The organism is Pleurocapsa minor HA4230-MV1, assembly GCA_019359095.1.
GTDB lineage: Bacteria > Cyanobacteriota > Cyanobacteriia > Cyanobacteriales > Xenococcaceae > Waterburya > Waterburya minor.
In genome coordinates this window covers 366,122-390,332 of record JAHHHZ010000017.1, presented here as the reverse complement: position 1 = coordinate 390,332, position 24,211 = coordinate 366,122, and the positions used below count along the sequence as shown (strand labels likewise).

The following is a 24,211-nucleotide window of genomic DNA, read 5'->3' as shown; positions in this document are numbered from 1 at the left end:
ATAACTTTATGAACGCCAACAAATTCAAGAGCAACTATTTAGCTTTACTCCTCTAAACAAAGTTTTATAACTTTTTTAATATTACTCATTAATTCATCAATAGTTTCACCTTGACTATAGCAAGCTTTTAGTTGAGGTACTTCGCCAACAAAACAACCATCTTCGTCTCGTTCAATAATGACATAAAATTCTTTTTGGTTAACGCTCATAAAAATTATGGGTAAGACAAGCAGTAACTACTTAATTTATAAAAAATGTATATTCAAAATAATATCATTTGTTTTAGCTGAGATTAGACAAAAAGAGCGATCGCCTTACTTTTCAGATCACGTTATAATTTCTAAATAATAATTCCCATCTTGCAAAATTATAAAAACATAGATGAGTATTCAAGTCTCAGAATTAAAACAACTATACGAGCAAGATTATTACCTGTGGTTAGAAAAAACCATCGAACTTTTAAAAGCAGGTCAATTGAATCAATTAGATTGGGAAAATTTAATCGAGGAAATAGAAAATTTGGGTAGAAGTGAAAAAAGAGCGGTTGTTAGTTTTCTTAAGCAACTAATTAAACACTTGCTACTCTATCATTATTGGCAGACAGAAAGACAATGGAGCGGTCAAGGTTGGTTGGAAGAGATTAGCAATTTTCGGTTTGAGTTATCACAGTATTTAGATTCAAAAACTCTGAGAAATTATACAGAACAAGAATTAAATACTATTTATACTAGAGCGAGAAAAGAAGCGATACTCAAGTCCAACATTGCTCATATACCTGTTGATTGCCCTTATTCTCTAGAGCAAATTTTAAATGATGATTTTATTTCAACCGAAAAAAACTAAATTTTGCTGTAAATAATTAATAATTAAAACTTATAATTTAGGCGATCGCTTTTTGATCGCCAACATCATCTTAAGTTTTTAAATGAGCCAATTTACCGATCTTTTTCCAGACGATCGCCCTAGTGGCAAAACTATTGGAACTAATACAACTAGCGATATTATCAGAACAGGAATAGATCGTGAAAAAGCGATCGCCATTGATAATCATGCTCTGCGTTTTAAACCTTTAATCCAACCAGGCTGGGGGAGACAGGGTATTGCTTATGGGCCATATCAACGTCAAAGTGGTTTAGCTGTAGCTGTACTATTGCTGAACGGTCACAATACTTCCCAAGCGGAGACTATGGAATGGTTGTCTAAAAGGATTTCCCGCTGGTTAAAAGGAAGTGAGACTGAATCAGTTAGCAAGAGGGTTTTAGCTTGGTTAGGTAGTAGACAAAAACAGGGAACGCTAAGACGTTTATTGAGTTGGGTACGGATCTCAGCAGAAGGAACTAAATTTTTTCCCTTAGCGAAAATTGACGATAATTTAGCAGTTGGTTGGTTTGCCGATGCGTCACCTGCCAACCCGACTCAAGGTAATGGTTTTGTGGTGCGGGCTACGGGGGCAGAAAACGGCGAGTTATTGGCTTCAGTGGGAACTAATCTATTATCTGTGTTTCGTGGATTGCAAAACGTCCCTGTATATTATGTGGTTATCTTAAGGGAACAGGGGGCAGCTTACTATGCTTCATCTTTACCGCAGGTGCATGGTATACCAGCTTATCCACAGTTACGTCCAGTAGCAATCGATGCTATTAATGCTGAAGCAGTCGTCTATGCAGGTATCCATCAAAGTGTTCTCGGTCAAGTTGGCTTTCGGGCGGATACTAGGGTTTATGGAGTCAAAACGGAGACAGTTAGCAGTTTAGCTTCCTGGTATGGAACTGCTCATGCAGCCGATGCTTTTTTAGGGCTGGGAAATCTAACAACTATGAATGCTGAAGTAGGAGGAAGCTGGCAAGTTTTATCTGGTAGTCTAGAGCGTACTCCAGAAGGTTTGATGGCGACAGAAAAGCACAGTTTAGCTATTCTTGCTCCTCAAGCAACCTCTGGGCTATTGCATCTAAAAATTTGGGCGGGACAACCAGCAGATTTAGGCGTAATTTGGCGATTTCAAGATCGAGATAATTATTGGTGTTGTCGTCTCAATCACGAACAAGTTTGTCTTCAGTTGATTGAAGCTGGTCAAACTCAAAAGATATTTGTCAGTAAGGAAGATTTCATCGATTTAAATAGCACTATATATCTGCAAATTTTAGATGACGGACAAGAGTTAAGAATTTACCTGAATGGTAAACTAATCAGCGATCGCACAGCACAACCAGAGACTAATTGCTTGGTGACAGATGACCGCTTGGCAACCGCTACAGGAGTAGGGATAATTATATTTGAGCAAAATTCAGATTTATATCTGCAAAACTTTGAAGCTCATCCTCGTACCGTTTCTCTGCCTACTCTCGATTTAGGATTACCTTGGTGGCGTGAGGGTACAGATATCGTTATTAAAGATGACTTTCAAGTTGGACAGGGAGATTTAGCTGGTAAAACTACCTCATTAGGCGATCGCATTTGGCAAAAAACTCTTGGTAAAGGTGTATTTAAAATTCAGTCTGGCATTGCTTTAATAGAGGCTAGCGTTGAGCATCCTAACCCAGGGCGCACCGCTTATACTGTAGCTTGGGACAATCCCAATTTTGCCGATGTGTCCGTAACCATTTTGCCACCAGGAAAAGAACGGGGACAAGGAGAAAAAGGTCGAGCTGGTTTGATTTTTTGGCAAGATCGAGATAACTACATCATTATCAATACTTGGCTGGATGACTTTTATGAAGGAGAGTCTATTTCCTGTTTTTTCCGTCTTGACGGTTTTGAAGAAATTTATGATGCAGTGTGGTCAAATATCGGTCAGGCGATCGCTTTTGGACAGCCTTACACCCTCAGAGTTGTTTTTGATGGCAATAACTATACAGTCCAAGTTAACCATCAAACCGTTTTGTATCGCGCCCTTACTGATGTCTATCCTTGGGCTAGCCCCTTGAACATTAATCGTCTGGGCATTGTGGCTAATTGGGAATGGGGGGATGATACGGGTAGTGGCTTTAGTGATTTTATGGTCAGCCAATAAGTAATATGAAATCTACAAATGTTTGCTACAAATGGAAGACTTGAGGACTTGGGGACTTGGGGACTATTTATCTGTATCATTCTTATTTGTATTTCATATAATATCAAGTCCACTTAAGTGCTTCTAATAAAATCTTTGCGCCTCTGCGTCTTTGCGCGAGTTTTAATTGAAATTGTTTAAACGGACTTCATATAACGCCTAAATTTCTTGTTGTTGCCGATAAAACCAGCCTACAGCGATCGCCAGACAGATAATACGGAAGCTTTCAGAACTTAATGTTGCCCAAACTGCACCTTTCCAAGAATATAACGGAATTAACCAGAAGTTTAAGCCCACGTTACTTAAAGCGGTGGTTACTTGAATCGCACTACGAGTTTTTTGAAACCCTGACCCTGTGAGGGTATCGGCTAATAATAACTGGATTGAGCCAAGAATAGGCATCGGTGCTAGCCAACGTACTGTAGCGATCGCATTTTGATATTCGTCGCCTAAAAGGTAGGTTACCCAGGGGGCAAAAAATAACAACCCTACCAGAGAGAGGGTGCCGTAGATAGCGATAAAAGGGAGTAACCGTTTGGTTAAATTTAAACACCCTTTGATGCCGCTTACCCCCTCCTGAAAAAATTTGAGATAAGAAGCAGACAATACAGCATAGATGGGAATGCTACTAACCTGAATTAAGCGATATGCTGCGCCATAAATACCTGTTGCTTCTAAAGTAGCCATACTCGCCAGCATTGTTTTATCAATATCAGAATTAATATTGTAGGCAGATTCGCCGATGGCAAAGTAAATTCCTTCATGAACCATTGTGGGAATTGCTTTTGGTGCTGCGTTAGGAAAACCTAATGTTTTACTTACCCAAATGAAGCTAATCGCTGCTGTAATTAGCGCACTGAATAAATATAAGTAAGACCACTTTAATAAAGAGGGATTTTCAAAAGTTGTTAAGAATATAGCTGCTAATAATTTGGTGACTGTACTAATAATTTGGAGTAAAGAAGAATTTTTGAGAAAATCTTGAGACATAAATGCTTTAGCACTAACTATAAATATAGCTAAACCAGTTAAATCTGCTAATAAAATGTTGAGGATCGCTGGTAAATTAGCAATATTGGGAAAAATTAACGGAGAACACCAGTAAGTAATTAAGGTTAGTAGCAAACTGATAACTAAAATAACAATTAAGGCATTGCCCCAGTAGCTAGCAAAAACTTTTCTATCTTTAGATACTTGCTGAATTAACACATCTCCACTACCCAAATTAGCAAAGGGAAAAATTAAAGCAGCTAAAGCAGTAATCCCCACAAATGCACCATAGCTTTCCGCCCCAAGAACTCGCACAATTACTGTGAAATATACAGCTTGGCAGATCACATTAATAGCTTTGGCTAATAATTCCCAAAGACTATTTTTAACTAAAGGCTTTTGTGAAATATTTTTTAACTTTCGACTTAAACTCTTCAAACCGATTAAAGCTAGCAAAATATACATATCTTAATTTTCAATTGATTATACTCGCAATTAATAACTTTAAAACCGCTAAAAGAACCTTGGTAATTCAATAAAATTATGTTCAGACTATTACTTTTTTTGATTTAATTTAATATAAAGATTTCATAAAGCTCAATCTAGTAATATAAAACTTTTATAAATGAAGAAAGTTTATTCAAAAGTATGATTAAACTAAAGAGAAAAGAAAAGACTCATATTAATTAGTTATTATTGATTTTATACTTGCAAAACTATAGCACTATAGCAATATATCAATGCATCAATATAGCTGACTTAAATAGTCAAACTTAAATAGTCAAATAAAGAAGAGAAGTAATCAAATCTATCATGAAATTATTAGACTCTAATCATTATTTGTGGTTGTTTAGACGGGAAATAGACTAATTATGAAATTATCTTTTGTCAATCAACCTTGGACAACAGCTGCTCCTCCTCAAGGAAGCGACTCGACTGGAATTTGGAGTTATCTGATTGGTAATCACTTAACTAAGTATGGTGATGTAATCTATTATGGTTCGGCAAATTCTGCTAATTCGCGAGCAACTTCAGAGCATAATCATAATTGGGAGCAAGCCAGACAACTAGAATATATAGAGTATCAGGCTATTTCCCCTAAACTAGACTATTTGTTAAAAATTCCCCGAAAAATTGTCAGCAAACTAAACTTTAACAATAAGCTGCCCTATTTTGGTTCTGCTTGGTTTCATTTTGGTTATGGTTGGCAAGTTGCTCAAGATGCTGCGCGTCGTCAATGTGACATCATTCATATTCATAACTTTTCGCAGTTTGTGCCGATAATTCGCGATCGCAATCCAGAGGCAAAAATAGTTCTGCACCTTCATTGCGAATGGGTTAATCGACTTGAACCAAAGGCGATCGCCTCGCGTTTAGCCAAAGTAGACTTAGTTATTAGCTGTAGCGACTATATTACTAATAAAATCAAAGCTCGCTTTCCTCAATATGCGAGAATCTGTCGAACCATTAATAATGGTGTCAATGCCGATTATTTTGTTCCCTGTCCCCAAGAGCGCCTCCCGCAACCCAAAAATGCACCACAAATACTGTTTGTTGGTCGTATTTCTCCTGAAAAAGGCGTACACGATTTAATCGATGCTTTTATTAAGATTACAGAGCAATATCCTCAAGCTGTCTTAACTATAGCTGGGCCACATCTGGTAATTGTTAGGGAGCTGCTGTGCGATATACAGCCTGAACCTGAAGTACAAGCTTTGAAAGACTTTTACAGTATTGATTATCTAGAACACCTTAAAAGCAAAATTCCTGCTCATTTAACTTCTCAGGTGATCTTTACGGGTTCGCTACGGCAACCAGAACTTTTACCTTACTATCAGCAAGCAGATGTGGTGATTAATCCATCTTTGAGTGAAGCTTTTGGTATGAGTTTAGTGGAAGCAATGGCAACTGAAACTCCCGTGATTGCCACTAAAATAGGCGGAATGCCCGAAATTGTGGACGATCGTGTCACTGGTTTATTGGTCGAGCCAGCAAATCCCCAGGAGTTGGCGGATGCAGCTGTAGAATTAATTTCTAATCCCGATCGCGCCAGAGAAATGGGAATAGCAGGTAGAAAAAAAGTTTGGCAACGTTATACTTGGTCAAAAATTGCCGCAAGTTTAGTTAACACTTATGCAGCCATCGGCGTAGAGTTAGAATTCAATGATACTCAGAAAGCAGTTGCGCGATCGCTATCTTAGACAACTAAATCAGCTTGAACCTCTATCAGACATAGATTTAGCAGCTTCGGCAATTGTTTTTGCACCCCACCAGGATGATGAAACTTTAGGCTGTGGCGGAACAATTATTCGTAAACGAGAATGCGAGGCTCAGGTCAAAATTGTCTTTATGACTGATGGCAGCCGTTCTCACGATCGCTTTATACCCGAAGCGGAATTAATTGTGTTGCGCCAGCAAGAGGCAGTGCAGGCAGCCCAAACCCTAAACGTTGAGGCAGAAAATGTCGTGTTTTTAGGTTTTCGTGACGGAGAATTGTCGCAGTCATTAACTAAGGCGATCGCTCAAGTCGAGGAACTACTACTGCAAAATCAGCCTCAACAGCTGTTTATTCCCTATATTCGCGAAACCCATCCTGACCATTTAGCCACCACCCAAATTGTCTTGGCTGCCTTGAAAAACCATGCGCCAGAAGTCGCTGTTTATGAATACCCCGTCTGGTATTGGCATCATTTTCCCTGGACACAAAGCGATCGCAACTCGCAGCTTAACTATCTTAAAGCTAGCATCAAGGCAAAACTGGGCTGGCAATTAATTCAGGAATTTAATTACCGCGTTGCCATTGAACCAGTTAAGTCACAAAAAGAGCTTGCTTTAGCTCAACATCAAACTCAAATGAAACGTTTAATTGACGATCCAAATTGGGGACTACTTCAAGATGTCTCTAAGGGAGAGTGGCTTAAATGTTTCTTTCAAACCCAAGAAATCTTTCGTCGGACGATCAATACAGGAGCAAAATCATGATTAAACAGGCAGTTTATCGCCTTTTACCCCTATTTCCCGTCAATATTTTGGAAAATTTGGCTAGTTCCAACCCTAGTTCCTTAAAATATCGCCTAGCTAGTGCGGGTTTACGACAGCGAGATGTAGCTGTGAGGAATGGCATAGCTCAAGGGTTGAAATTTAATCCAGGAGAGTCTTGCCCTGAATTAGCGTTAGGTACTTATGAAATCCCAATTCAAGAGCTATTTGCTCAACAGCTCAAAGCTGGTGATGTTTTCTACGATATTGGTGCTAATGTCGGCTTTTTCAGTATCATTGCCGCCCAATTAGTTGGAGATACAGGTAAGGTTTACGCTTTTGAACCAGGGTCAGGAAATGCCCAGAGTATTCGCCACAATGCACAGTTAAACAACTTTAGCCAAATAGAAGTGATTGCCAAAGCGGTTTCTCATACTAGTGGAGAAGGGCAGTTATTGCTGGCTAAATATTCAGGAGGACATGCCTTAGCGACTGCTGATGCGCCACCAGATCTGGCAGGAAAAGCAACTGTCGATCTAGTTTCCATAGACGATTTAATTGCTCAAAACAAAATAGAGCCACCCAACTTTGTCAAGGTGGATGTCGAAGGTGCAGAGTTAGATGTGCTTAAGGGTATGACCGAAACCATTAAAACCTATCAACCAACGGTGATCTATGAAGTTGATGATGGCGATCGCTCTGCTTACGAACGCAAGTATCAAGAATTAGCCAGTTTTTTTGAGTTGTTAAACTATCGAGTTACTCAGATCGAAAATTCTTACGATACAATTGACTGGTGTGTAGGTCATGCGATCGCTACTCCGATTTCCCACTCAAACTAAAGTAAGGCAATATTTTTGTCTTCTTTACTGAGAAATTACTGTTTAAAGTATAAAATATCAAAAACTTAATTTTACCTTCAGTTAAAAAAGAAGGTAAAATTTGTCATATTAATTGTTAATTGGCTTAATTATTTATATCAAACAGAAATTAAATTTATTTAATCATTATGAATAGTGCTTATATAGCATCAAAAAGCGAAGGCAATATCCTAAAAATTTTTGAATTTATTTTTTCCATATTTTCTTTAATTCATATCTCAAATGCTATCACGCCGTTAATTCTAACCAAAGGAACAAACGAGGGAGACGGTATAGATATTAGTAGCTTCGACTTGTCAATCAACGCCAAAATGTCAATTTTAATTTATCTAATAACTTGGATTTTGTTATTAGTTAGATGGAAAAGAGTTGTTTCAATATTTTCTCAAAATAAACTTCTTTGGATCCTAATGGGAATCATTTGTTTTTCCTGTTTTTGGTCGGTAAATCCAGCTCAAACTTTGAGATTTTCTCTTTATGCTCTAGGAACTACTAGTTTTGGGCTATATTTGGCAACTCGCTATACTCTTCGCCAACAATTGAGTTTATTTGGCTGGACTTATGGATTATTACTAATTTTAAGCATCTTGCTGGCAGTCGCCATACCTCAATATGGAATAATGGCAGGAGTTCATGAAGGTGCCTTGAGAGGTGTATTTACCCACAAAAATCAATACGGTGCTTTTATGGCTCTTGGAAGTGTCGTTTTCTTCTTAAATGCTATTCGGGGAGAAAAGAACAGTTGGATTTATTGGGTACTCTTAGTTCTTGGCTGCGCTTCGATGGTAATGTCTCAATCTACAACTGCTTTAGCTACTTTTGGCGTAATGCTCATCTTATGTCTTATCTATCGTATTTTTAGATGGCGATACGAAGTGATGCTTTCAGCAGTATTAGCCGTAACTATCATTGGTCTTATTGCTCTAATTTGGGTTGCTGGATACATCGGTTCCGATTCCTTATTCAGTTCAGTAGGAAAAGACGCAAGTTTATCAGGTAGAACAGATATTTGGCGATATGTCTGGGATCAGATTCAACTGCGTCCTTTGTTTGGTTATGGGCTAGCTGCCTTTTGGAATGGTTATGAAGGGCCTTCAGGATATATACAGTTGGCAATGAGAATAGCTGTAATTTATGCCCACAACGGATTTCTAGACATTTGGCTGTCCATCGGCTTGGTTGGGTTGAGTGTTTTTCTGGCAGGTTTTGTGATTACTAGCAAGCAGTCTTTAGCATTACTGAGAAAAACCAATACTCCAGAAGGATTTTGGCCTCTATTATTTTTGACTTATATTTTGCTTTCTAATTTAACCGAGGGTACGATCACCACGATGAATAATTCTTTTTGGGCAATGTACGTAGCCGTGTCTTATTCTTTGGTCATCGCTAAAAACAATCGCTACGCTATAGAAGAATAAAGTTCAACTTTGTCAGCTAAATTGATCAAGCATTAAAACCGCTGTTAGTTATTCTAAGCATACTTTTATTAGGCGACATGAGCCATTTATCCCGACTTCAAGATCAATTTAAACTTAAATCCCAGAAAGCTGTCCTGAAGGCGACAAAATTAACCAAATTGATTTCTAACCGTTCTAGTTTTTCAGGAGTAAATATGTCTGAGCATGACCGAGTTGTTTTCGATCTTAAGGGTTACATTGTTAAACCAGCTGTACTGAGTCAAAGTGAAATAGAAGTCATTAAAGAGTTTACACTGCGCCAAAAAAATAACCCTGAATCACTACCCCCTCATGAGCGTTATTTACCAGGAGGCCCTTTTGCTCAACTAATCGATCATCGGGAAGTCATGAATGTGCTATTAAATGTCATCGATCCTGACCCCGAAAAAATTCGCTTAGAAAATGTCTTTTTGAGCCATCGTCAGCAAGGCGAAGGTGAATGGAAACCTCATGCGGGTGGACGTACTACCAATCCTAACTATGCTTACAATTTCCATGATGGACGGATTTATGCTGGTATGGTGCGGGTGGTTTGGGAATTGAATGAAGTTCTAGAAAATAAAGGTGGGACTTGTTTTATTCCTGGTAGCCACAAAGCTAATTACAATATCCGCACTAATCCTATCAAGAGTATAGATGCCCGAAATTCAGGATTATGGGAGAGCTATGGTTGTCCTGCGGGGTCTTTAGTCATTTTTTCCGAAGCAGTCCGTCATTCTGCTGATTTTTGGCAAAACTCTCAATCACCTCGGATAGCAATTTTCTGTGCTTACAACCATATCAATGTACGCCACCATAAGCCAGACTTCAAACCAGCAGTTATTGAGCAGCTAGCGCCTAAACATCAACGTTTCTTTCGTGATGTATATCATCCTCAATTTGATTAATTGATTGTTGACTTGCGCGATCGCATTTATCTATCAATCGAGATATCAATTTGACTTTCATACTTAAATTCTTTAAGACTTCCGCGAGATGTTGGGATTGAGCGATCGGTTTATTAATTAAAGTATTGGCTCAGGTAATTAATCTTGGATTTCAGCACAAATATCTTATTCACAACCTAACAACAAGGCGACTTTGTATATAGCCATACCTAAAGACGTTAAGACGTTTTTTCCTAGTACCTATTACATACTACCTGCTACCTTCGAGCCGATTACCCTAATTGTCTATCGCTAATTTTGTACGGCTATAGCTGTTGCTTTGAGGAGAAATACTATGACAAATACAGAATTTGAATCAGAATACGCCCAAAATCCTTATCCTAACCTCCCGCCAATTATTGAAAGCCTCGAAAGCGAGTATTTAAGTAACGGCGTGACTAGTTCTGTAGCGATCGCAGGACATCCAATTCATCCGATTATTGTGGTCTTTCCCGTAGCTTTTTTAACGGGTGCTGCTGGTAGCGATCTCGGCTATTTGTTAACAAGAGACTTTTTCTGGGCGCGTGCTTCTACCTGGTTAATTGGACTAGGTTTAATCGCAGGCATTTTAGCAGCTTTGGTGGGAATGTCAGATTTTCTCAAAATTCCCAAAGTTCGTAAACGTACTGCTGGCTGGGCGCACATGGCTTTTAATGTTACAGCTTTAGTCTTAACCGCAATTAATTTTTGGTTTAGGCAAGATAGCCCAGAGGCTTTTATCCTTCCCATTGGTTTACTTGTCTCGTTGTTGGTGGCAACACTCCTAGGAGTTGGAGGTTGGTATGGTGGAGAACTTTCTTTTCGACACAAAGTTGGGGTTATTGGTTCTAATAATACGTAATACCAATTTTCAATAGTAAATGGAGAGATCAAATCAAATTGTAGGTTGGGGAGCCACTGCGTTGCCCTAAAGGATGTTATACCCTTGTGGTACTAGCTTCCCTAAAGGACTAGCTTCGCGTCGCGCGTCGCCGAGGTGTCCTCGGTTGTCCTAAAGGATATAGCAAGTGGCGTTTGAGGCACGAAACCCAACGATTAAAAGATTTTGTTGGGTTTCACGCTTGGTTCTACCCAACCAAAAGAGCGCGTCCACATTAATTTGTTGGGTAAAAATATTGCGCCCCTCAATGTAGACAAACATTTTAAGATTTTATTAACCCAGCATTTTAGTCTAGACGCTCTACTACCAAGTCTCTTATTACTGGGTTTATTTAAGTTAAGTAGGGTGGGGTGTGCCTCGCCCTACGGATTTTTATTTAAACCTTAGAGCCAATAAAATCAATTAGTACCGAGTAATCGATCCCAAAAAGTAAAATACAGTCCATAGTGTTTATTGTATTGTCTGTGATGTAGAGAGTGATGATCTGAACTAATAAACCACTTGCCAAACCAATGAGCGGGAAAATTGGGGAACAATTCAAAGCCAAGATGAGTAACCAATGACCAAATTGTCATTGTAATTAACCACAAAGCTAAAACGGCGAAATGAAGAGGAATGATAAAAACTATGGCTACCAAAAATAATCCTTGAATTAATGCTTCAGGAAAATCGAGGGCAAAAGATGTCCAAGGTGTAGGATTTTTAGAGCGATGATGTCCTCGATGCAGCCAGTTATAGACTGAGGGGTGATGAAATCCTCGATGAAAAAAGTAATAACTAGCATCCTGTAGTAAGATTACGCCAAAAAAGCTAATAATTAAATACCACGTTCCATAGTCTTCAATTGAACTATACAAACGAGTTGCCCCAAAGTCATAGATAGTCATTACTAAGGCTGCACAAATAGCAGTTGCTACGGTAGCTGTAATAGACAGGGCAATATCTTTTTGGATGAGTTTTTTCTGAGGATATTTAAGATTTAAAGATTGCTTAATAAAGGATTTATCTGAAGCATAAAATAGCCAATAAGTGCCTCCAGCTACTAATAAATACCGTGTCAGAATAATTACGAAAAAAGTGGTGAGATAATAGAGCCAAAGCTTCATCAAATTAATTTTGGAAATGAATAATTTTTAAGAGTTCTATTTCAATCAGGTGCGTTTGTTAGATATTTACAGCATATAAAACTATGGTAATATTAGCGATCGCATCTAAGGGGACTTGCCCTAAAGGACTAGCTTCGCGTCGGGGATTTGGGGACTTAGGGACTATCTATCTGTATCATTCTTATTTGTATTTCATCTAAAATGATTGTTTTAACAACTGGATTATTGAATATAGTTTATTAATAATTAACATGACTAAAGGGCTGGCATTGCCAAACCCTTTAATTTTAGGTTATTACTAAAAACTTATGATTCAGTAGCAGGTATTACCTTAACTTCTGTAGTTACTTCCTTAACTCCTTTAATTTCTTTGGCTAGAGGCACAATTTTATCGTATTCTTCTTGACTGGGTACTGTACCGAGAATTTTTGCCTGACCATCTTTAGCTTCTACGGTTAGTTGAGAACGAGGTATATTTGCTTCTAACTTAGATCTTATTTCACTTTCAAGATCGGAATCAGCCCTCACTTCAGGATCGCCAGCAACTTTATTGCGCTCTTCTCTTGCTCGAATATCAGCTTCTAACTGTTTTCGACGTATTTCACCCTGACCATCATCTTTAGTTTCTGTTACTTTAGCAGCATCTTCTACCTCTGCTGCACCGTCGTTTGGATCTGTAGGAGCATCACCACTAGTACGGGCAACATCACAACCAACTACACCCAAAAGCAAAATACTACTGAATAATAATCCTGTTAACTTTTTCATTTTTGATCTTCTCCAATCAATTAATATATTTATGAACAAATGTAATAGTGGTTATTGCTAACCGACAGTGGCGACTGAACCACCATCAACTCGATAATTTGCGCCGACAACGAAGCTAGAATGCTGAGAACAAAGAAAGGCAATTACCGCAGCTACTTCCTCTGCTTCACCTCGACGGTGTAGTTCTAAATGAGGACGTTCTTCTTTGAGAAAAGTTTGAATCGCCTCATCAAAACTCGTGCCTTTTTCCTTTGCCCGTTTTTCCATCATGGCATCAGTCATCGGGGTGGCAATATAGGCAGGAGACACCGAGTTGATCAAAATACCATCTTTGGCATAAGCTTTAGAGAGATTTTTGGTTAGGTTAAGTACTGCTGCTTTGGCTGCACAGTAAGGCATTTCATCCGTATATGGCTGTACAGCATCTTCTGAACCAATTAACACAATTCTGCCCCAGCCTTGTTTTTGCATGGAGGGAATAAAAGCTCGACAAACGCGCACCGCAGACATAAAATCAACATCAATCGTTTCGTACCAATCTCGATCGGTTAATTCTAAAAACTCTTTAGTTGAGCCTGTGATACCCGCACAGTTGACCAAGATATCCACAGCGCCATAATGTTCTAGAATTTGCTGTTTTGCTGCTTCAACTTGCTCTAGGTTAGTTAGATCGGCTGTAACCTGTATAGCTTCACTAATTTTATCTATTTCTGTGGCAGTCGTATTTAGCTCATCCTTGGTTCTATCTATCAGGGCAATTTTCACTCCTTCAGCAGCCAATAATTTAGCTGTAGCTTTACCCATGCCAGAGTCACCACCAGTGATTACTGCTACCTTGCCTTTAATCCCAAAATCCATACCTAACCTATTTCTATCTTGTTTTATTACTGGTTTATCGTTGAATTACGTCGCCGTCTGCTTTTATATCTAGTTCTTCGTGACGGATAGTTTCTTGCGCATTAACCGTGTCTTGCTCAATCTCTTTATGAATGTTGACTTCTTCGCGAACAAAAGCTTCTTTTTGAATCTTTGGCTTTTCTTCATAAGCTTCCATGCGAATTGTCTCAGCGTCGGTGAAATCTACCGTACCCGAGTCTACGGGGGTTGTATTTACTGCGTTTGAGCGTTCGATCACAATACGTTCTTTTTTCACAGGGACAGCAACTTCAGCAGTCTCAGTTTCGACGTGTTTGCCAATAGATACTTCGCCAGCTTTGACGCGGTGTTTATTGACCAGCAAACGTTCTTCATAGAGCTTTATTTTATCGCGATCGCCAAGATCTGTTCTAGCTCTAATATCTTCGTCAACGTCAGTGATGGCAATGGCTTTTGCTTTTGGCACATCGCTAAGATCTGTTCTGGCTCTAAGATCTTCATCAACATCAGTAACATTAGTAACGGCAGGTACTTTTGCGCCTGGCATATCACCAAGATCGGTTCTGGCTCTCATGTTTTTATCAACATCAGTAACATTAGTAACGGCAGGTACTTTTGCGCCTGGCATATCGTAGATGTCAAATTCTTCTACACCATGTTGACGCATGATCGTTGCTGCACGATCTATTTCTAATTCTGTCCCTGTCACTATTACCAGGAAGCTACCTCTTCCCACGCGATCGCTATATATTTTCGCTTTTTCTTCAGGAATCCCTAAGCCGATCAACGCTCCAATTAAACTACCCGCAGCAGCACCGATACCAGCTCCAGCTAAAGTGGTGGCGATCGCAGTTGCTTCTGCACCAGCCAATAAAATAGGCCCAAGACCAGGGATAGCTAATGCACCTAAGCCTACCAATAAACCAGTAATACCGCCTAATGTTCCACCAGTTAAAGCACCAGTAGTAGCACCTTCGTCTGCTTTGTTACCTATTTTTTCGGTAGTTTCATGTCCTGCCACGCGATCGGCATCTTTGGCAATGACTGACACTTGATCCATGTCGTAACCTCCTGCTTTGAGATCACGAACTGCACTTTCTGCTTCATCCCGACTGTAAAACAATCCAGCAGCACGTTTGTATTGCTTGGTCTTCATAACTTTGATTCCTAGAAATGAAATATATTGTGATTATCAGCGTTTGGTTAAGCTCAAATATTTACTAGCTAGACTAGTTTTACCAAAGTTAAGCTAGTTTTATCTTTATTTGAGTATTTTTTATCTATTGCCAAAGATTATCTATCTATAGTTTGATTAAATTAAAATATTAAGATAGATAACAATAAAACAATGAATTGTGTAATATTGTATGATTACAAACTGTCTTAATTTTTATTCTTGAGCCATGTTGGGTAGTTTTTCGGCAAAATACTTGCTCAGAAAAGTGTTAACTATAGACAGAATTATCGGGGCAACGATAAAGGCTACTAAACCAGCAACTCGGAAACCAGGAACGAAAAGAGCAGCTAACCAGAAACATAAACCGTTAACTACCAAAGAAAATCCACCTAAACTTACGACATTGAGTGGTAAAGATAATAATGATATTACTGGCTTAACTCCTGAATTAATTAAACCAATTACTAAGGCTGCAACTAGAGCAGCAGGAAAATTCGCCAGATTTACCCCAGGAAAGATAATATCAACTACCAAAAGGCTTAATGCTGTAGCTAAGATAGTTAAAAATGAACCTAACATAATTTTTTGACTCCTGTTTATTTTACAATTTTACGTAAGACAAAACATTAATGCTTTGCTTCTGTTTTTATACTAATTAATCCTAAAAAATTGTCTTATTTCTTACCTCTAGCCAAAGATGTATTATTACCTAAAAAATAAAATGTAGAGATAGATGCTTATCTTGCTTAAGATAGAAGCTCTGCTGCTTAAAGAGATTTAAAATGGAAATTAATTGGATACAAAGTATTTAAAAAGTAGGAAAGAGAAATGGGAATTATTAATGTTATTGCCTCAATATTGCTTCCCCCCCTTGGTGTGTTTTTAACCATGGGAGTAGGTCAAGCTTTATTTATTAATATTTTATTGACTCTGTTAGGATGGGTTCCAGGAGTTATTCACGCGCTCTGGATACTCTCCAAAAAATCAGAGCAGGCAAACTACTAGTGCGAACTAGCTGATATCTAAATTAATTGGTTTTGAGCTTTCAGGTTTTAGAGACTTGGTAGTAGCGTGTCTAGACTAAAATATTGGGTTCGTTTAAGTAGGGTGGGGTGTGCCTCGCCCTACTACCATTTTTTTCATTACACCAAAGATTGTGCAGAGCGAGGACAATTCCACGCTCTGCAGTTTCAGCAACGGCAGCGAAAAAACTTCCATCTGTCATTTCACCAGGAAGCGGTTGCAAATAATTAACCCCAGTTTCAAAAGCAAAGGGAATATCTAAGCGATCGCGCAAGTAGTTAATATTGTCAGCAGCTATTTTTACGGCTTCAAAAGTTTGTATCAAATACTGACAAATAAACTTCAAAATGAAACATTGGTTGGATATTTCTTAATAATATCTTTGGAACAGTTAAATAGTTTGAATTATGGGGAAATGAGATATTTATCTATATTTATTAATTATCCGTACTTGCTCCAAAACAAACTATAACTTTAGTCGGAGGAATTAAAAGTTATAAGTTAGCTAATCTGAGGTTGTGTAACTAAAAGCAGAATGAAATAAAAAATAAATTTAAATTTCCAATATTTCTATTTACTTCATTTTGAGTAACTTACACGTAAATTTGCACAATTATTTTGTTATTCTGTCAAAAAAAATGAGACATTTATTTTCTCAAGCAATCAACTACCTGAGTTCTGTACTTAAAAAAACTCAAATCAAAAGTCTACTAACTACTACTTTTTTAGCTGTAATTTTATTAACTAGTGGTGTTAGTAGCTATGCTACCAACGGTAATAGTGCTGCTGATAAAATTAGTGATAAGATCTTTGAAGGTAATCCCGAACGACCAACAACTACTCGCGAGTGGAAACAAGAGGCTCGCGCAACCGAAGACCAACCTTTAGAAAGAGTTAAAGAAATTGGCAAAGAAACAAAAGAAGCAGTAAAAGATTGGGGTGGACTTTATCCAGATGTAGCTGAAAGAACTGTCCCCGACAACCTAAAATAATTAAAATTCCGTAATTTTAAGAGTAATTAAGTAAATCTAATTAAGTTTAGATTTACTATTTTTTTGCGTATTTTTGTGTATTAATTATCAACGGTGATCGCTTAAATTAGTAGATTTAAACGTAGACTAATTTATATTAGATGTAAAACATATTTGAAATAGCCTTAAGAATTTCAGGAGATATGATCAAGAGGGGCGATCGCCAATGTAAAAATAAAAAATATTTAAAGTTTTCGGGAAAATCTCATCAAGTATTTCCAAGAGGTGCGATCACATAGTAACTTAAACTATATTATGGGCTATTTTCATAATAAACTTAAATTTGCGTAAATTTGCGATCGTATCGAAGTATCTATAATGACCTTAAAGCGTATATCTACAGGAATTGCTGGTTTAGATGAAGTCCTGTTGGGGGGATTGGTTGCTGAACAAGCGTATTTAATTAAAGGTCAACCAGGTAGTGGAAAAACGACTTTAGGATTTCATTTTCTTAGTACTGGAATTGCTTTGGGAGAAACCAGCCTACTAATCAGCTTTAGTGAGTCAGAATCAAGGCTGCGTCGTAATGCCAAGCTAATGAGTATCGAGCTAGATGATGTAGAATTTCTAGATCTTAGCACTACAGAAAATTTTTTTGCCGAAGATCGAAGCTATGATATTTTCTCTCCTTCAGAAGTAGAAAAATCACCAGTTACGGAAAAATTGGTGGCTGCAATTGAAAAAATCAAGCCACAGCGGATTTTCCTCGATGCTATTACCCAATTCCGTTATCTGGCAAAAGATGCCTTTGAATTTCGCAAGCAGGTACAGTCATTTTTACGCTTTGTAGTCGATCGCGATATTACTCTATTATTTACCTCCGAAGGAAGCGATCGCGATCCTGATGATGATCTCCAGTTTATGAGCGATGGCGTAATTGAACTACACACAACTATTAACAAGCGCTGTCTTCAAGTCAATAAATTTCGGGGTTCTGGTTTTGCTAAAGGTCATCACGATTTACATTTAAGCGATCGCGGCATGTTGGTTTATCCGATTCTGATTCCAGAGACTTATCAACGTGAGGATACACTAGAAGTCATTTCTGCTGGTATTCCAGAAATTGATGAATTACTTTGTGGTGGAATTGAACGAGGAACAACAACTATTCTCAGTGGCCCATCAGGTGTAGGCAAATCAACCTTTGGGATGCAGTTTATGAAGGAGGCTGCGGGAAGAGGAGAACGCTCAGTATTATATGCTTTTGAAGAAGCTTCAAGTACGATCTTAAGACGTTGCGAATCAATTAATATTCCCGCCCACGCTATGATTGAACGCGGGACACTCTCGATAGTTAATATTGAACCCCTAAAGTATACTCCTCATCAATTCGTCCAATTAGTTCGCACCGAAGTGGAGCAAAACAACGCCAAAATAGTGATGATCGATAGTACTTCAGGATATAGATTATCGATGGAAGGAGGAGATTTAATTCGTCATCTACATTCCCTATGTAAATATCTGAAAAATATGGGAGTCACGGTCATTCTAGTCAACGAAACCCATGCGATTACTGGGGTAGAGTTTAGCGTGACTGAAGTAGGACTGTCTTATTTAGCCGACAATTTGATCTTTTTACGTTATTTAGAAATAAATGGCGAGTTGCGTAAAGCGATCGGCGTATTGAAAAAAAGAGTATCAGATTTCGAGCGCACCCTAAGAGAGTTTAAAATTACTAAGTATGGGATCAAGGTAGGTGAACCCTTGTCTCATTTGCGAGGAATATTAAGCGGTGTACCTAAGTCAGTGAACAATGAACAGTGAACAAGGAACAAGGAAACGTATTCTCTTACTAGTCGAACATCAGCAGAATCGACAATTGTTATCTCAAGCCTTGGAGAAATACTATCAAGTACTTGCTCCTGGAGTTGATTCGGACTTTGTTGTAGCTGGTGAGCAAATGTTAACCGAGGATTTCGATCTCTGTTTTATTGATTATACGGCTATTCATTATTTACGCGAAAAAATGCTGGCGAAAAGGGAGGCAGTGATTCCTTTGTTCCTACCGTTCGTTTTTATGACTACCCTGCATGATGTTGGTTTGTCTACAGATCATTTAGAACCATTAGTCGATGATATTGTTTATCTACCAGTGGAAAAAATTGAACTCCGAACTAAAATTCGCGTACTATTGCGATCGCGTTCTTATTCTCTTCAGCTTAAAGCCACACAAGAAAAGTTAAATCAGTCTTTAGCTCACGAAAAAGAGTTAAATAAAATCAAATCTCGCTTCATTTCTACGGTATCTCATGAGTTTCGTAATCCTCTAAATAGTATTTCAGGCATGGCACAAATTTTAGAGGCTTATGGAGATAAATTAACCCCAGTTAAAAAGACAGAAGTTTTGCAACAATTACGGCGCAACGTCACCAAAATGACCAATCTCTTAAATGATGTCTTGGTGATTAGTCAAAAAGACATGAACAAGTTGGAATTTAATCCTGCGCCACTAGAGTTAGAAACGTTTTGTCGCCACGTAATTAATGAAGTTCAAACAGCATTTGACAACAGGCAAACAATCAACTTTATTTATCAAGCAGAATCAGCAGAATTCAATTTAGACAGTAAACTACTTAATCATGTTCTGACTAACTTACTCGCCAATGCCTGTAAATACTCGCCCAAAGATAGCACTATAGATTTTGAAATTCACTCTCAGGCTTCAGAATTAATATTTACGATTCGCGATCGCGGTATTGGCATTCCCCCCGAAGATCTACCTAAACTATTTAATTCTTTTTATCGTGCCAGTAACTCACAAGGTTATCAGGGATCGGGTTTGGGTTTAGCGATCGCCAAAGAATATGTCGAATTTCATCAAGGCACTATTTTCGTAGTCAGTGAGCTAGAAGTAGGTACGACTTTTACCGTTAATATTCCCATGGTCAAGGAATAGTTATCTAGCTAAGTAGGTGGGTGTAATTAAATTGGAAATGAAGTTAGGGAGTAACAAGTAACAAGTAACGAGTAATATGCGGAGCGGTATCCTTTAGGACAAATAGCTCTAGGGTAGGGGTTTGATCAATTATTTTGCATACCTACTTAAATTAAACTTTAATTAGTAATTCGTAATTTGTAATCTTGAAAGATTTTTTGCAAAAGTGGCTTACACCTTCCATACCAATGGTTAGTTAGTTGTTTTAAAGGTATATTTAATTCTTCAGCAATATCTTCAAAAGTTTTAGTAGGTTCTGATAACAATCTTTTTTGGCTAAGTAACTGGCAATGACAATGTGGATATGCGCGGGGATAACAGTTTTTCAGCCGATTTTGGGGATCTTGATTAATATAATTTACTATTTTTTGACTAAGACGTTCATTTTCTTGTTCTTGTAGCTGTTCAATATAGCAATCTAATCCATTTAATTTGGGCGTGTTGAATCCCGTCTCTGCTAGTAATTCGAGCAAGGTTGTTTGCCAATCATTTTCAGCGATCGGTGCATCGAGGCTAATTAAAGCAGAATTAGCAGCATATAAATCTTTTATGCGCCAGTATAGATATCCATTGATCCAATTAACCAGACTTTTCTCCAATGATTTTGATTTAGGTTGAAACTCACAACAAATGTCTCGACTAACTTTTTCCCAAGTTTGGTTCAAGGCAGCTAAATAATCTGGATGCGATGATTTGAGTAATCCTGGTAGATGATAAATTTCAGTTAATAAACGATGCATCGCTCTTCGCCTTTGTTCACTTCCTTGGGGATGTTGAGATACTTGTTGGAGTAACTTACTGATCTTGATACCCATAATGCTTTCGCTCACTGATTACGAAAATTACGCTGAATTTCCATACCGACATTTGGGGTAATAAATGCAATTTAAAAGCTTTAAATAAACAAAAAGCAGAATCATGATTCTGGATAAAAGAACCATCCTCAATACATTTAGAGCTTGTATTAAGCTTTATTACAGTCAAGCCTCAAAAAACCAAAAAATTTATGGGTACTACTGATAGATATATATCAGCTAAAAACTTTTAGCCAGAAAAACATAATTTTTTGGAGCCAAACAAATGTCTATAATTGAACCGAACAATACTATTAGCACTGCAAACGATAGCGGATTAACCTCTCCTGGAAATGCCGCAGTTCTCAGTGGTGAGATCGAATCAACTTCCGATGTCGATTTCATCAAATTGCAGCTAGATCAAGGAGATGTGGTCACTCTCAATACTGAAGCGCGGGAAAATGGCTCTGATTTAGATTCTGTACTACGAGTATTTGACTCTGCTAGCAGCCAACAAGCTATCAATGATGATGGTCAAGGGCCTTTTGAAGATTTCAGTTTCGATTCTTACTTGGCATACACTGCTGCCAATTCAGGTGATTACTATGTTGGCGTGAGTAGTTATGCTAATTTCGATTACGATCCCAATGTAGAAAACTCTGGCGAAGGTTTTAGCATTGGAGAGTATGACTTAGCAATCAGCATCTTTAACGGTATCAATGGTACTGATGGCTCAGAAAGACTAACAGGAACGGGAGAATCAGACTATATTCAGGGATTGGCTGGTAACGATTCTATTACAGGTGGGGGGCAAAAAGATAATCTCTTAGGGGATGCTGGTAACGATTTTATGACTGGAGGTGCAGGCGATGATCTACTACGAGGTGGAGATGGTAATGATGTCTTAAGAAGTGAAAATGGTAATGATACCCTAGGGGGTGAAGCAGGAAATGACTCTCTGTATGGCGGAAGGGGTGATGATCTTTTTGTAATCGGTGATGGTCAAGATAGAATTTTTGATTTTGTAGATGGATCAGATCAGATTTTATTAACCAATGGATTAACTTTTGACGATCTAACTATCACTGCAAGTACTACTGGTGGCACTGGTACTACAATTTCTAGCTTTGGTGGTGTGATTGCCAATTTAACTGGAGTTTCTCCTGATGTAATTACTTCAGATGACTTTGGTTTCTCTGAAGTGGTCTCACCTACCTTTAGAGCAGCTGAAGGAGCTGCAACTGAGAAAGAATTTGTAGCTTAAGTAATTAACTTTTTTTTATTCTGCTATTTAATTAGCGATCGCCGATTGTATTTTGTCACAGCGATCGCTAATTTGCTTTTATTTATATTATCTAGACAATTTTTTAGTCTTCAGTAGTTACTTTTAATCAAAACCTGTTCTAGCTTATTAGTGCAACTCTTTTTTCTTTTTTCTTTTTTTCTTTTTTTGTTCTGTACAAAAAGCCAATAGTTATATTCGGTTATTACTCATCTGACCCTATTATTAAAACCTTTATTATTTAGTTAAGATTGTATAGGAATAAGCAATACAACCGTCCCTAACTCTTCAAACGCTAGGGAATCAGACACTATGAAAGCTGTTTGATTAATTTTTTATTTCATCTAATCAAAACTTGAATAATTAATTAAAAGCGAAAATGGCAAACAATGTTCCTAGTCGTGGTGAAATGGAGCGTAATCTTTCTCAATCTATCCAAGCTTTATACCGAGATCAATTAAGCTGTCGGGTAGGCAAAATTAGTTGTCATATATTTGGTCAACAAGTTGCGATCGTTGTGGAAAATTCCGTCACTTCTTTGGAAAGGCTGTTAAATAATTCTGAGGATCAAAATTTTGTCAGCGATCTGCGCATTCGTATCGATCGCATCATTAAAAGCGAAGTGATTGCTAAAATCAGACACAATTTGGGAGTTGAAGTTATCGATCTTACGATTGATACTACCTTGGAACATAATTTTACTGGTATTTTGGCTTTGCTGAATGAAATGCCTCAAATACGTCAAACTAAGCGTAATTAATTGGTAATACTTTTTAATTGCGATATTATACTTTGATGAATAGAAAAGATGAATTTGCTTAATAAGATTTAAGATCATAGAATTAAGCTAAATGATATGGCTGTTTATCTCAAGTGAGCGACTTGGCATAAGCAACATACAATCAATCAACGAAACCCCTTCTCAGATGGAAATTGAGTTCATTTCTCATTTTGAGGAGGCGTTATTGTAGCTAGGAGATATATATTATCAATGTATACTACACTAACGCCAATTTCTCAAGAAAACTCATTTAAAGCAACTATCCTCGTCGTAGAAGACGATAAAGATAATTTGACTTATATTTATACGGCTCTGAGCTTATTTAATTATCATTGTTTAATTGCTGAAAACGCCTTAACGGCTTTATCACTGGCACAGCAGCGACAGCCAGATTTAATTCTGCTAGATGTTAGAATGCCTGAAATTAGTGGTCTAGAGCTATTAAAAATCTTACGGCTCGATTGGCTAACAAAATCTATTCCTGTAATTGCAGTTACCGCTCTAGCTGGAGACAGGGAGCAAGAAATGATTAAGAATGCTGGCTTTGATGGCTGCTTACTTAAGCCATACCTATTGGAAGAATTAGAGCAAATTGTCTATTCTCATATTTCCAATACAGCTTAAATAATTAGCTTTGCAAACAGCAATTAAAAGATGAAGTTTCCCAAAAATTTAGCCGAAATTGGCGATCGCCAGTTAGCTGGGCGATTCTGTCAAGCAGATTGTCAAGATCAAAAGGCTTGTAAAGAACTCCATTAGCTTGGCTATAGTTAAGTTGCTGTTCTTTGAGGCGATCTACAGCAGATACGAGCAAAATTGGTAAAGTCTCATAACTTGGCTGTTGTTTGATGCTACGAGAAACTTCAATACCGCTAACTCCAGGCATCATGATGTCCATAATTACTAATTGAGGTTGCGTCTCTTCAAGAAGCCTAAGAGCATCCTTTCCATTATCCGCTATTGCCACTTCATATCCCTCAGACTCTAAAACTAGCCTGAACAAGATTTGAAGGTCATCATTATCCTCAACCACCAAAATAAAGTTACTCATAGATACAAGTCGATTGACACACAACATATGTATACTAAACAATAAATTCAAACTCTTACATCGCAATAAAGATATATCTCTTAAGGAATAGATGCAATTACGTAGTCCAATTTTGGCGTTGCTGTTGTAAAGAAGTATTCACATCATTTGCTTGGTTTTGTTTTGTTTGGTAGGTTACTTTGATCGACGATCAACAATATTGTTTGCCTAAGTTTAAGCAATACT

At 37.9% G+C, this 24,211-nt stretch carries 26 protein-coding genes; 15 read left to right on the top strand and 11 right to left on the bottom strand.

Annotation, left to right across the window (positions count from 1 at the left end; all coding sequences use genetic code 11):
* Nucleotides 1-44: 44 nt before the first annotated feature.
* Nucleotides 45-209, bottom strand: coding sequence for a type II toxin-antitoxin system HicB family antitoxin (locus KME09_09085; protein MBW4534080.1), 165 nt, complete (start codon nucleotides 207-209; stop codon nucleotides 45-47).
* Between the two features lie 172 nt (nucleotides 210-381).
* Between KME09_09085 and KME09_09080 the strand changes: the two genes are divergently transcribed.
* Nucleotides 382-843 carry a DUF29 domain-containing protein gene (locus KME09_09080; GenBank protein MBW4534079.1) on the top strand — a complete coding sequence of 154 codons (462 nt, stop codon included), beginning with the start codon at nucleotides 382-384 and terminating at the stop codon, nucleotides 841-843.
* A gap of 82 nt (nucleotides 844-925) precedes the next feature.
* Nucleotides 926-3,010: a nucleotide-binding protein gene (locus KME09_09075; protein MBW4534078.1), complete on the top strand. Its 2,085-nt coding sequence runs from the start codon at nucleotides 926-928 to the stop codon at nucleotides 3,008-3,010.
* Nucleotides 3,011-3,208: 198 nt separating this feature from the next.
* Here the strand turns inward: KME09_09075 and KME09_09070 are convergent, their stop codons facing one another.
* A complete protein-coding gene (locus KME09_09070; GenBank protein ID MBW4534077.1) occupies nucleotides 3,209-4,504 on the bottom strand; it encodes a flippase in 1,296 nt (431 codons plus the stop codon).
* 407 nt (nucleotides 4,505-4,911) lie between these two features.
* Here KME09_09070 and KME09_09065 point away from each other — a divergent pair, with 407 nt between their 5' ends.
* From KME09_09065 to KME09_09040, 6 genes are all read left to right on the top strand, one after another.
* A complete protein-coding gene (locus tag KME09_09065; GenBank protein MBW4534076.1) occupies nucleotides 4,912-6,240 on the top strand; it encodes a glycosyltransferase family 4 protein in 1,329 nt (442 codons plus the stop codon).
* Nucleotides 6,203-7,021: a PIG-L family deacetylase gene (locus KME09_09060; GenBank protein MBW4534075.1), complete on the top strand. Its 819-nt coding sequence runs from the start codon at nucleotides 6,203-6,205 to the stop codon at nucleotides 7,019-7,021. The genes KME09_09065 and KME09_09060 overlap by 38 nt, the downstream gene beginning before the upstream one ends.
* Nucleotides 6,961-7,860: an FkbM family methyltransferase gene (locus KME09_09055; GenBank protein ID MBW4534074.1), complete on the top strand. Its 900-nt coding sequence runs from the start codon at nucleotides 6,961-6,963 to the stop codon at nucleotides 7,858-7,860. Before KME09_09060 ends, KME09_09055 begins: the two co-directional genes overlap by 61 nt.
* A 167-nt stretch (nucleotides 7,861-8,027) precedes the next feature.
* Nucleotides 8,028-9,317: an O-antigen ligase family protein gene (locus tag KME09_09050; protein MBW4534073.1), complete on the top strand. Its 1,290-nt coding sequence runs from the start codon at nucleotides 8,028-8,030 to the stop codon at nucleotides 9,315-9,317.
* Between the two features lie 77 nt (nucleotides 9,318-9,394).
* Entirely contained in the window at nucleotides 9,395-10,243 is an 849-nt protein-coding gene (locus KME09_09045) for a phytanoyl-CoA dioxygenase family protein (protein ID MBW4534072.1), read from the top strand.
* A gap of 334 nt (nucleotides 10,244-10,577) precedes the next feature.
* Nucleotides 10,578-11,123, top strand: a complete 546-nt coding sequence (locus tag KME09_09040; protein MBW4534071.1) for a DUF2231 domain-containing protein — start codon at nucleotides 10,578-10,580, stop codon at nucleotides 11,121-11,123.
* A 150-nt stretch (nucleotides 11,124-11,273) separates the two neighbouring features.
* On the opposite strand, the gene KME09_09035 is transcribed toward KME09_09040, so the two are convergent.
* The 6 genes from KME09_09035 to KME09_09010 all read right to left on the bottom strand — a co-directional run bounded on the left by KME09_09035 (nucleotide 11,274) and on the right by KME09_09010 (nucleotide 15,668).
* The gene (locus tag KME09_09035) at nucleotides 11,274-11,423 is read right to left on the bottom strand and encodes a hypothetical protein (protein ID MBW4534070.1); all 150 of its coding nucleotides are present in this window, start codon (nucleotides 11,421-11,423) and stop codon (nucleotides 11,274-11,276) included.
* Between the two features lie 137 nt (nucleotides 11,424-11,560).
* The gene (locus tag KME09_09030) at nucleotides 11,561-12,268 is read right to left on the bottom strand and encodes a sterol desaturase family protein (GenBank protein MBW4534069.1); all 708 of its coding nucleotides are present in this window, start codon (nucleotides 12,266-12,268) and stop codon (nucleotides 11,561-11,563) included.
* Between the two features lie 306 nt (nucleotides 12,269-12,574).
* Entirely contained in the window at nucleotides 12,575-13,036 is a 462-nt protein-coding gene (locus tag KME09_09025; protein MBW4534068.1) for a BON domain-containing protein, read from the bottom strand.
* A gap of 57 nt (nucleotides 13,037-13,093) precedes the next feature.
* Nucleotides 13,094-13,894 carry an SDR family oxidoreductase gene (locus tag KME09_09020; GenBank protein MBW4534067.1) on the bottom strand — a complete coding sequence of 267 codons (801 nt, stop codon included), beginning with the start codon at nucleotides 13,892-13,894 and terminating at the stop codon, nucleotides 13,094-13,096.
* A 34-nt stretch (nucleotides 13,895-13,928) separates the two neighbouring features.
* Nucleotides 13,929-15,068 carry a DUF2382 domain-containing protein gene (locus KME09_09015; protein MBW4534066.1) on the bottom strand — a complete coding sequence of 380 codons (1,140 nt, stop codon included), beginning with the start codon at nucleotides 15,066-15,068 and terminating at the stop codon, nucleotides 13,929-13,931.
* Between the two features lie 234 nt (nucleotides 15,069-15,302).
* Nucleotides 15,303-15,668: a phage holin family protein gene (locus tag KME09_09010; protein ID MBW4534065.1), complete on the bottom strand. Its 366-nt coding sequence runs from the start codon at nucleotides 15,666-15,668 to the stop codon at nucleotides 15,303-15,305.
* Nucleotides 15,669-15,917: 249 nt separating this feature from the next.
* On the opposite strand from KME09_09010, the gene KME09_09005 reads away from it, so the two are divergent.
* Nucleotides 15,918-16,094 (top strand): YqaE/Pmp3 family membrane protein, encoded by a 177-nt coding sequence (locus KME09_09005; GenBank protein ID MBW4534064.1) that lies wholly within the window; start codon nucleotides 15,918-15,920, stop codon nucleotides 16,092-16,094.
* A 70-nt stretch (nucleotides 16,095-16,164) separates the two neighbouring features.
* Here KME09_09005 and KME09_09000 read toward each other — a convergent pair whose 3' ends face one another.
* On the bottom strand, nucleotides 16,165-16,437 hold the full coding sequence (locus tag KME09_09000; GenBank protein MBW4534063.1) for a DUF692 family protein: 273 nt from the start codon (nucleotides 16,435-16,437) through the stop codon (nucleotides 16,165-16,167).
* A 313-nt stretch (nucleotides 16,438-16,750) separates the two neighbouring features.
* Here KME09_09000 and KME09_08995 point away from each other — a divergent pair, with 313 nt between their 5' ends.
* From KME09_08995 to KME09_08985, 3 genes are all read left to right on the top strand, one after another.
* Nucleotides 16,751-17,104, top strand: a complete 354-nt coding sequence (locus KME09_08995) for a hypothetical protein (GenBank protein MBW4534062.1) — start codon at nucleotides 16,751-16,753, stop codon at nucleotides 17,102-17,104.
* A 357-nt stretch (nucleotides 17,105-17,461) separates the two neighbouring features.
* Entirely contained in the window at nucleotides 17,462-18,907 is a 1,446-nt protein-coding gene (locus KME09_08990; GenBank protein ID MBW4534061.1) for an AAA family ATPase, read from the top strand.
* Entirely contained in the window at nucleotides 18,897-20,039 is a 1,143-nt protein-coding gene (locus KME09_08985; protein ID MBW4534060.1) for a hybrid sensor histidine kinase/response regulator, read from the top strand. The genes KME09_08990 and KME09_08985 overlap by 11 nt, the downstream gene beginning before the upstream one ends.
* Nucleotides 20,040-20,197: 158 nt before the next feature.
* Here KME09_08985 and KME09_08980 read toward each other — a convergent pair whose 3' ends face one another.
* Nucleotides 20,198-20,893: a hypothetical protein gene (locus tag KME09_08980; protein MBW4534059.1), complete on the bottom strand. Its 696-nt coding sequence runs from the start codon at nucleotides 20,891-20,893 to the stop codon at nucleotides 20,198-20,200.
* Nucleotides 20,894-21,158: 265 nt separating this feature from the next.
* On the opposite strand from KME09_08980, the gene KME09_08975 reads away from it, so the two are divergent.
* From KME09_08975 to KME09_08965, 3 genes are all read left to right on the top strand, one after another.
* Nucleotides 21,159-22,136, top strand: a complete 978-nt coding sequence (locus tag KME09_08975) for a DVUA0089 family protein (protein MBW4534058.1) — start codon at nucleotides 21,159-21,161, stop codon at nucleotides 22,134-22,136.
* Between the two features lie 397 nt (nucleotides 22,137-22,533).
* Nucleotides 22,534-22,914 (top strand): DUF2294 domain-containing protein, encoded by a 381-nt coding sequence (locus KME09_08970; GenBank protein ID MBW4534057.1) that lies wholly within the window; start codon nucleotides 22,534-22,536, stop codon nucleotides 22,912-22,914.
* Between the two features lie 231 nt (nucleotides 22,915-23,145).
* Complete coding sequence (locus KME09_08965) at nucleotides 23,146-23,559, top strand: response regulator (GenBank protein ID MBW4534056.1); 414 nt, start codon at nucleotides 23,146-23,148, stop codon at nucleotides 23,557-23,559.
* 4 nt (nucleotides 23,560-23,563) lie between these two features.
* Here KME09_08965 and KME09_08960 read toward each other — a convergent pair whose 3' ends face one another.
* Nucleotides 23,564-23,986 (bottom strand): response regulator, encoded by a 423-nt coding sequence (locus KME09_08960; protein MBW4534055.1) that lies wholly within the window; start codon nucleotides 23,984-23,986, stop codon nucleotides 23,564-23,566.
* Between the last annotated feature and the right edge of the window lie 225 nt (nucleotides 23,987-24,211).

Coding starts and splice junctions, on each gene's coding strand:
- KME09_09045 (MBW4534072.1), top strand. CDS start 9,395: ATGAGCCATTTATCCCGACTTCAAGATCAATTTAAACTTAAATCCCAG.
- KME09_08960 (MBW4534055.1), bottom strand. CDS start 23,986: ATGAGTAACTTTATTTTGGTGGTTGAGGATAATGATGACCTTCAAATC.
- KME09_09020 (MBW4534067.1), bottom strand. CDS start 13,894: ATGGATTTTGGGATTAAAGGCAAGGTAGCAGTAATCACTGGTGGTGAC.
- KME09_08985 (MBW4534060.1), top strand. CDS start 18,897: ATGAACAGTGAACAAGGAACAAGGAAACGTATTCTCTTACTAGTCGAA.
- KME09_09015 (MBW4534066.1), bottom strand. CDS start 15,068: ATGAAGACCAAGCAATACAAACGTGCTGCTGGATTGTTTTACAGTCGG.
- KME09_09065 (MBW4534076.1), top strand. CDS start 4,912: ATGAAATTATCTTTTGTCAATCAACCTTGGACAACAGCTGCTCCTCCT.
- KME09_09055 (MBW4534074.1), top strand. CDS start 6,961: ATGTTTCTTTCAAACCCAAGAAATCTTTCGTCGGACGATCAATACAGG.
- KME09_08965 (MBW4534056.1), top strand. CDS start 23,146: ATGTATACTACACTAACGCCAATTTCTCAAGAAAACTCATTTAAAGCA.
- KME09_08995 (MBW4534062.1), top strand. CDS start 16,751: ATGAGACATTTATTTTCTCAAGCAATCAACTACCTGAGTTCTGTACTT.
- KME09_08980 (MBW4534059.1), bottom strand. CDS start 20,893: ATGGGTATCAAGATCAGTAAGTTACTCCAACAAGTATCTCAACATCCC.
- KME09_08970 (MBW4534057.1), top strand. CDS start 22,534: ATGGCAAACAATGTTCCTAGTCGTGGTGAAATGGAGCGTAATCTTTCT.
- KME09_09010 (MBW4534065.1), bottom strand. CDS start 15,668: ATGTTAGGTTCATTTTTAACTATCTTAGCTACAGCATTAAGCCTTTTG.
- KME09_09085 (MBW4534080.1), bottom strand. CDS start 209: ATGAGCGTTAACCAAAAAGAATTTTATGTCATTATTGAACGAGACGAA.
- KME09_09075 (MBW4534078.1), top strand. CDS start 926: ATGAGCCAATTTACCGATCTTTTTCCAGACGATCGCCCTAGTGGCAAA.
- KME09_09070 (MBW4534077.1), bottom strand. CDS start 4,504: ATGTATATTTTGCTAGCTTTAATCGGTTTGAAGAGTTTAAGTCGAAAG.
- KME09_09025 (MBW4534068.1), bottom strand. CDS start 13,036: ATGAAAAAGTTAACAGGATTATTATTCAGTAGTATTTTGCTTTTGGGT.
- KME09_08975 (MBW4534058.1), top strand. CDS start 21,159: ATGTCTATAATTGAACCGAACAATACTATTAGCACTGCAAACGATAGC.
- KME09_09005 (MBW4534064.1), top strand. CDS start 15,918: ATGGGAATTATTAATGTTATTGCCTCAATATTGCTTCCCCCCCTTGGT.
- KME09_08990 (MBW4534061.1), top strand. CDS start 17,462: ATGACCTTAAAGCGTATATCTACAGGAATTGCTGGTTTAGATGAAGTC.
- KME09_09060 (MBW4534075.1), top strand. CDS start 6,203: ATGATACTCAGAAAGCAGTTGCGCGATCGCTATCTTAGACAACTAAAT.
- KME09_09030 (MBW4534069.1), bottom strand. CDS start 12,268: ATGAAGCTTTGGCTCTATTATCTCACCACTTTTTTCGTAATTATTCTG.
- KME09_09035 (MBW4534070.1), bottom strand. CDS start 11,423: ATGTTTGTCTACATTGAGGGGCGCAATATTTTTACCCAACAAATTAAT.
- KME09_09080 (MBW4534079.1), top strand. CDS start 382: ATGAGTATTCAAGTCTCAGAATTAAAACAACTATACGAGCAAGATTAT.
- KME09_09040 (MBW4534071.1), top strand. CDS start 10,578: ATGACAAATACAGAATTTGAATCAGAATACGCCCAAAATCCTTATCCT.
- KME09_09050 (MBW4534073.1), top strand. CDS start 8,028: ATGAATAGTGCTTATATAGCATCAAAAAGCGAAGGCAATATCCTAAAA.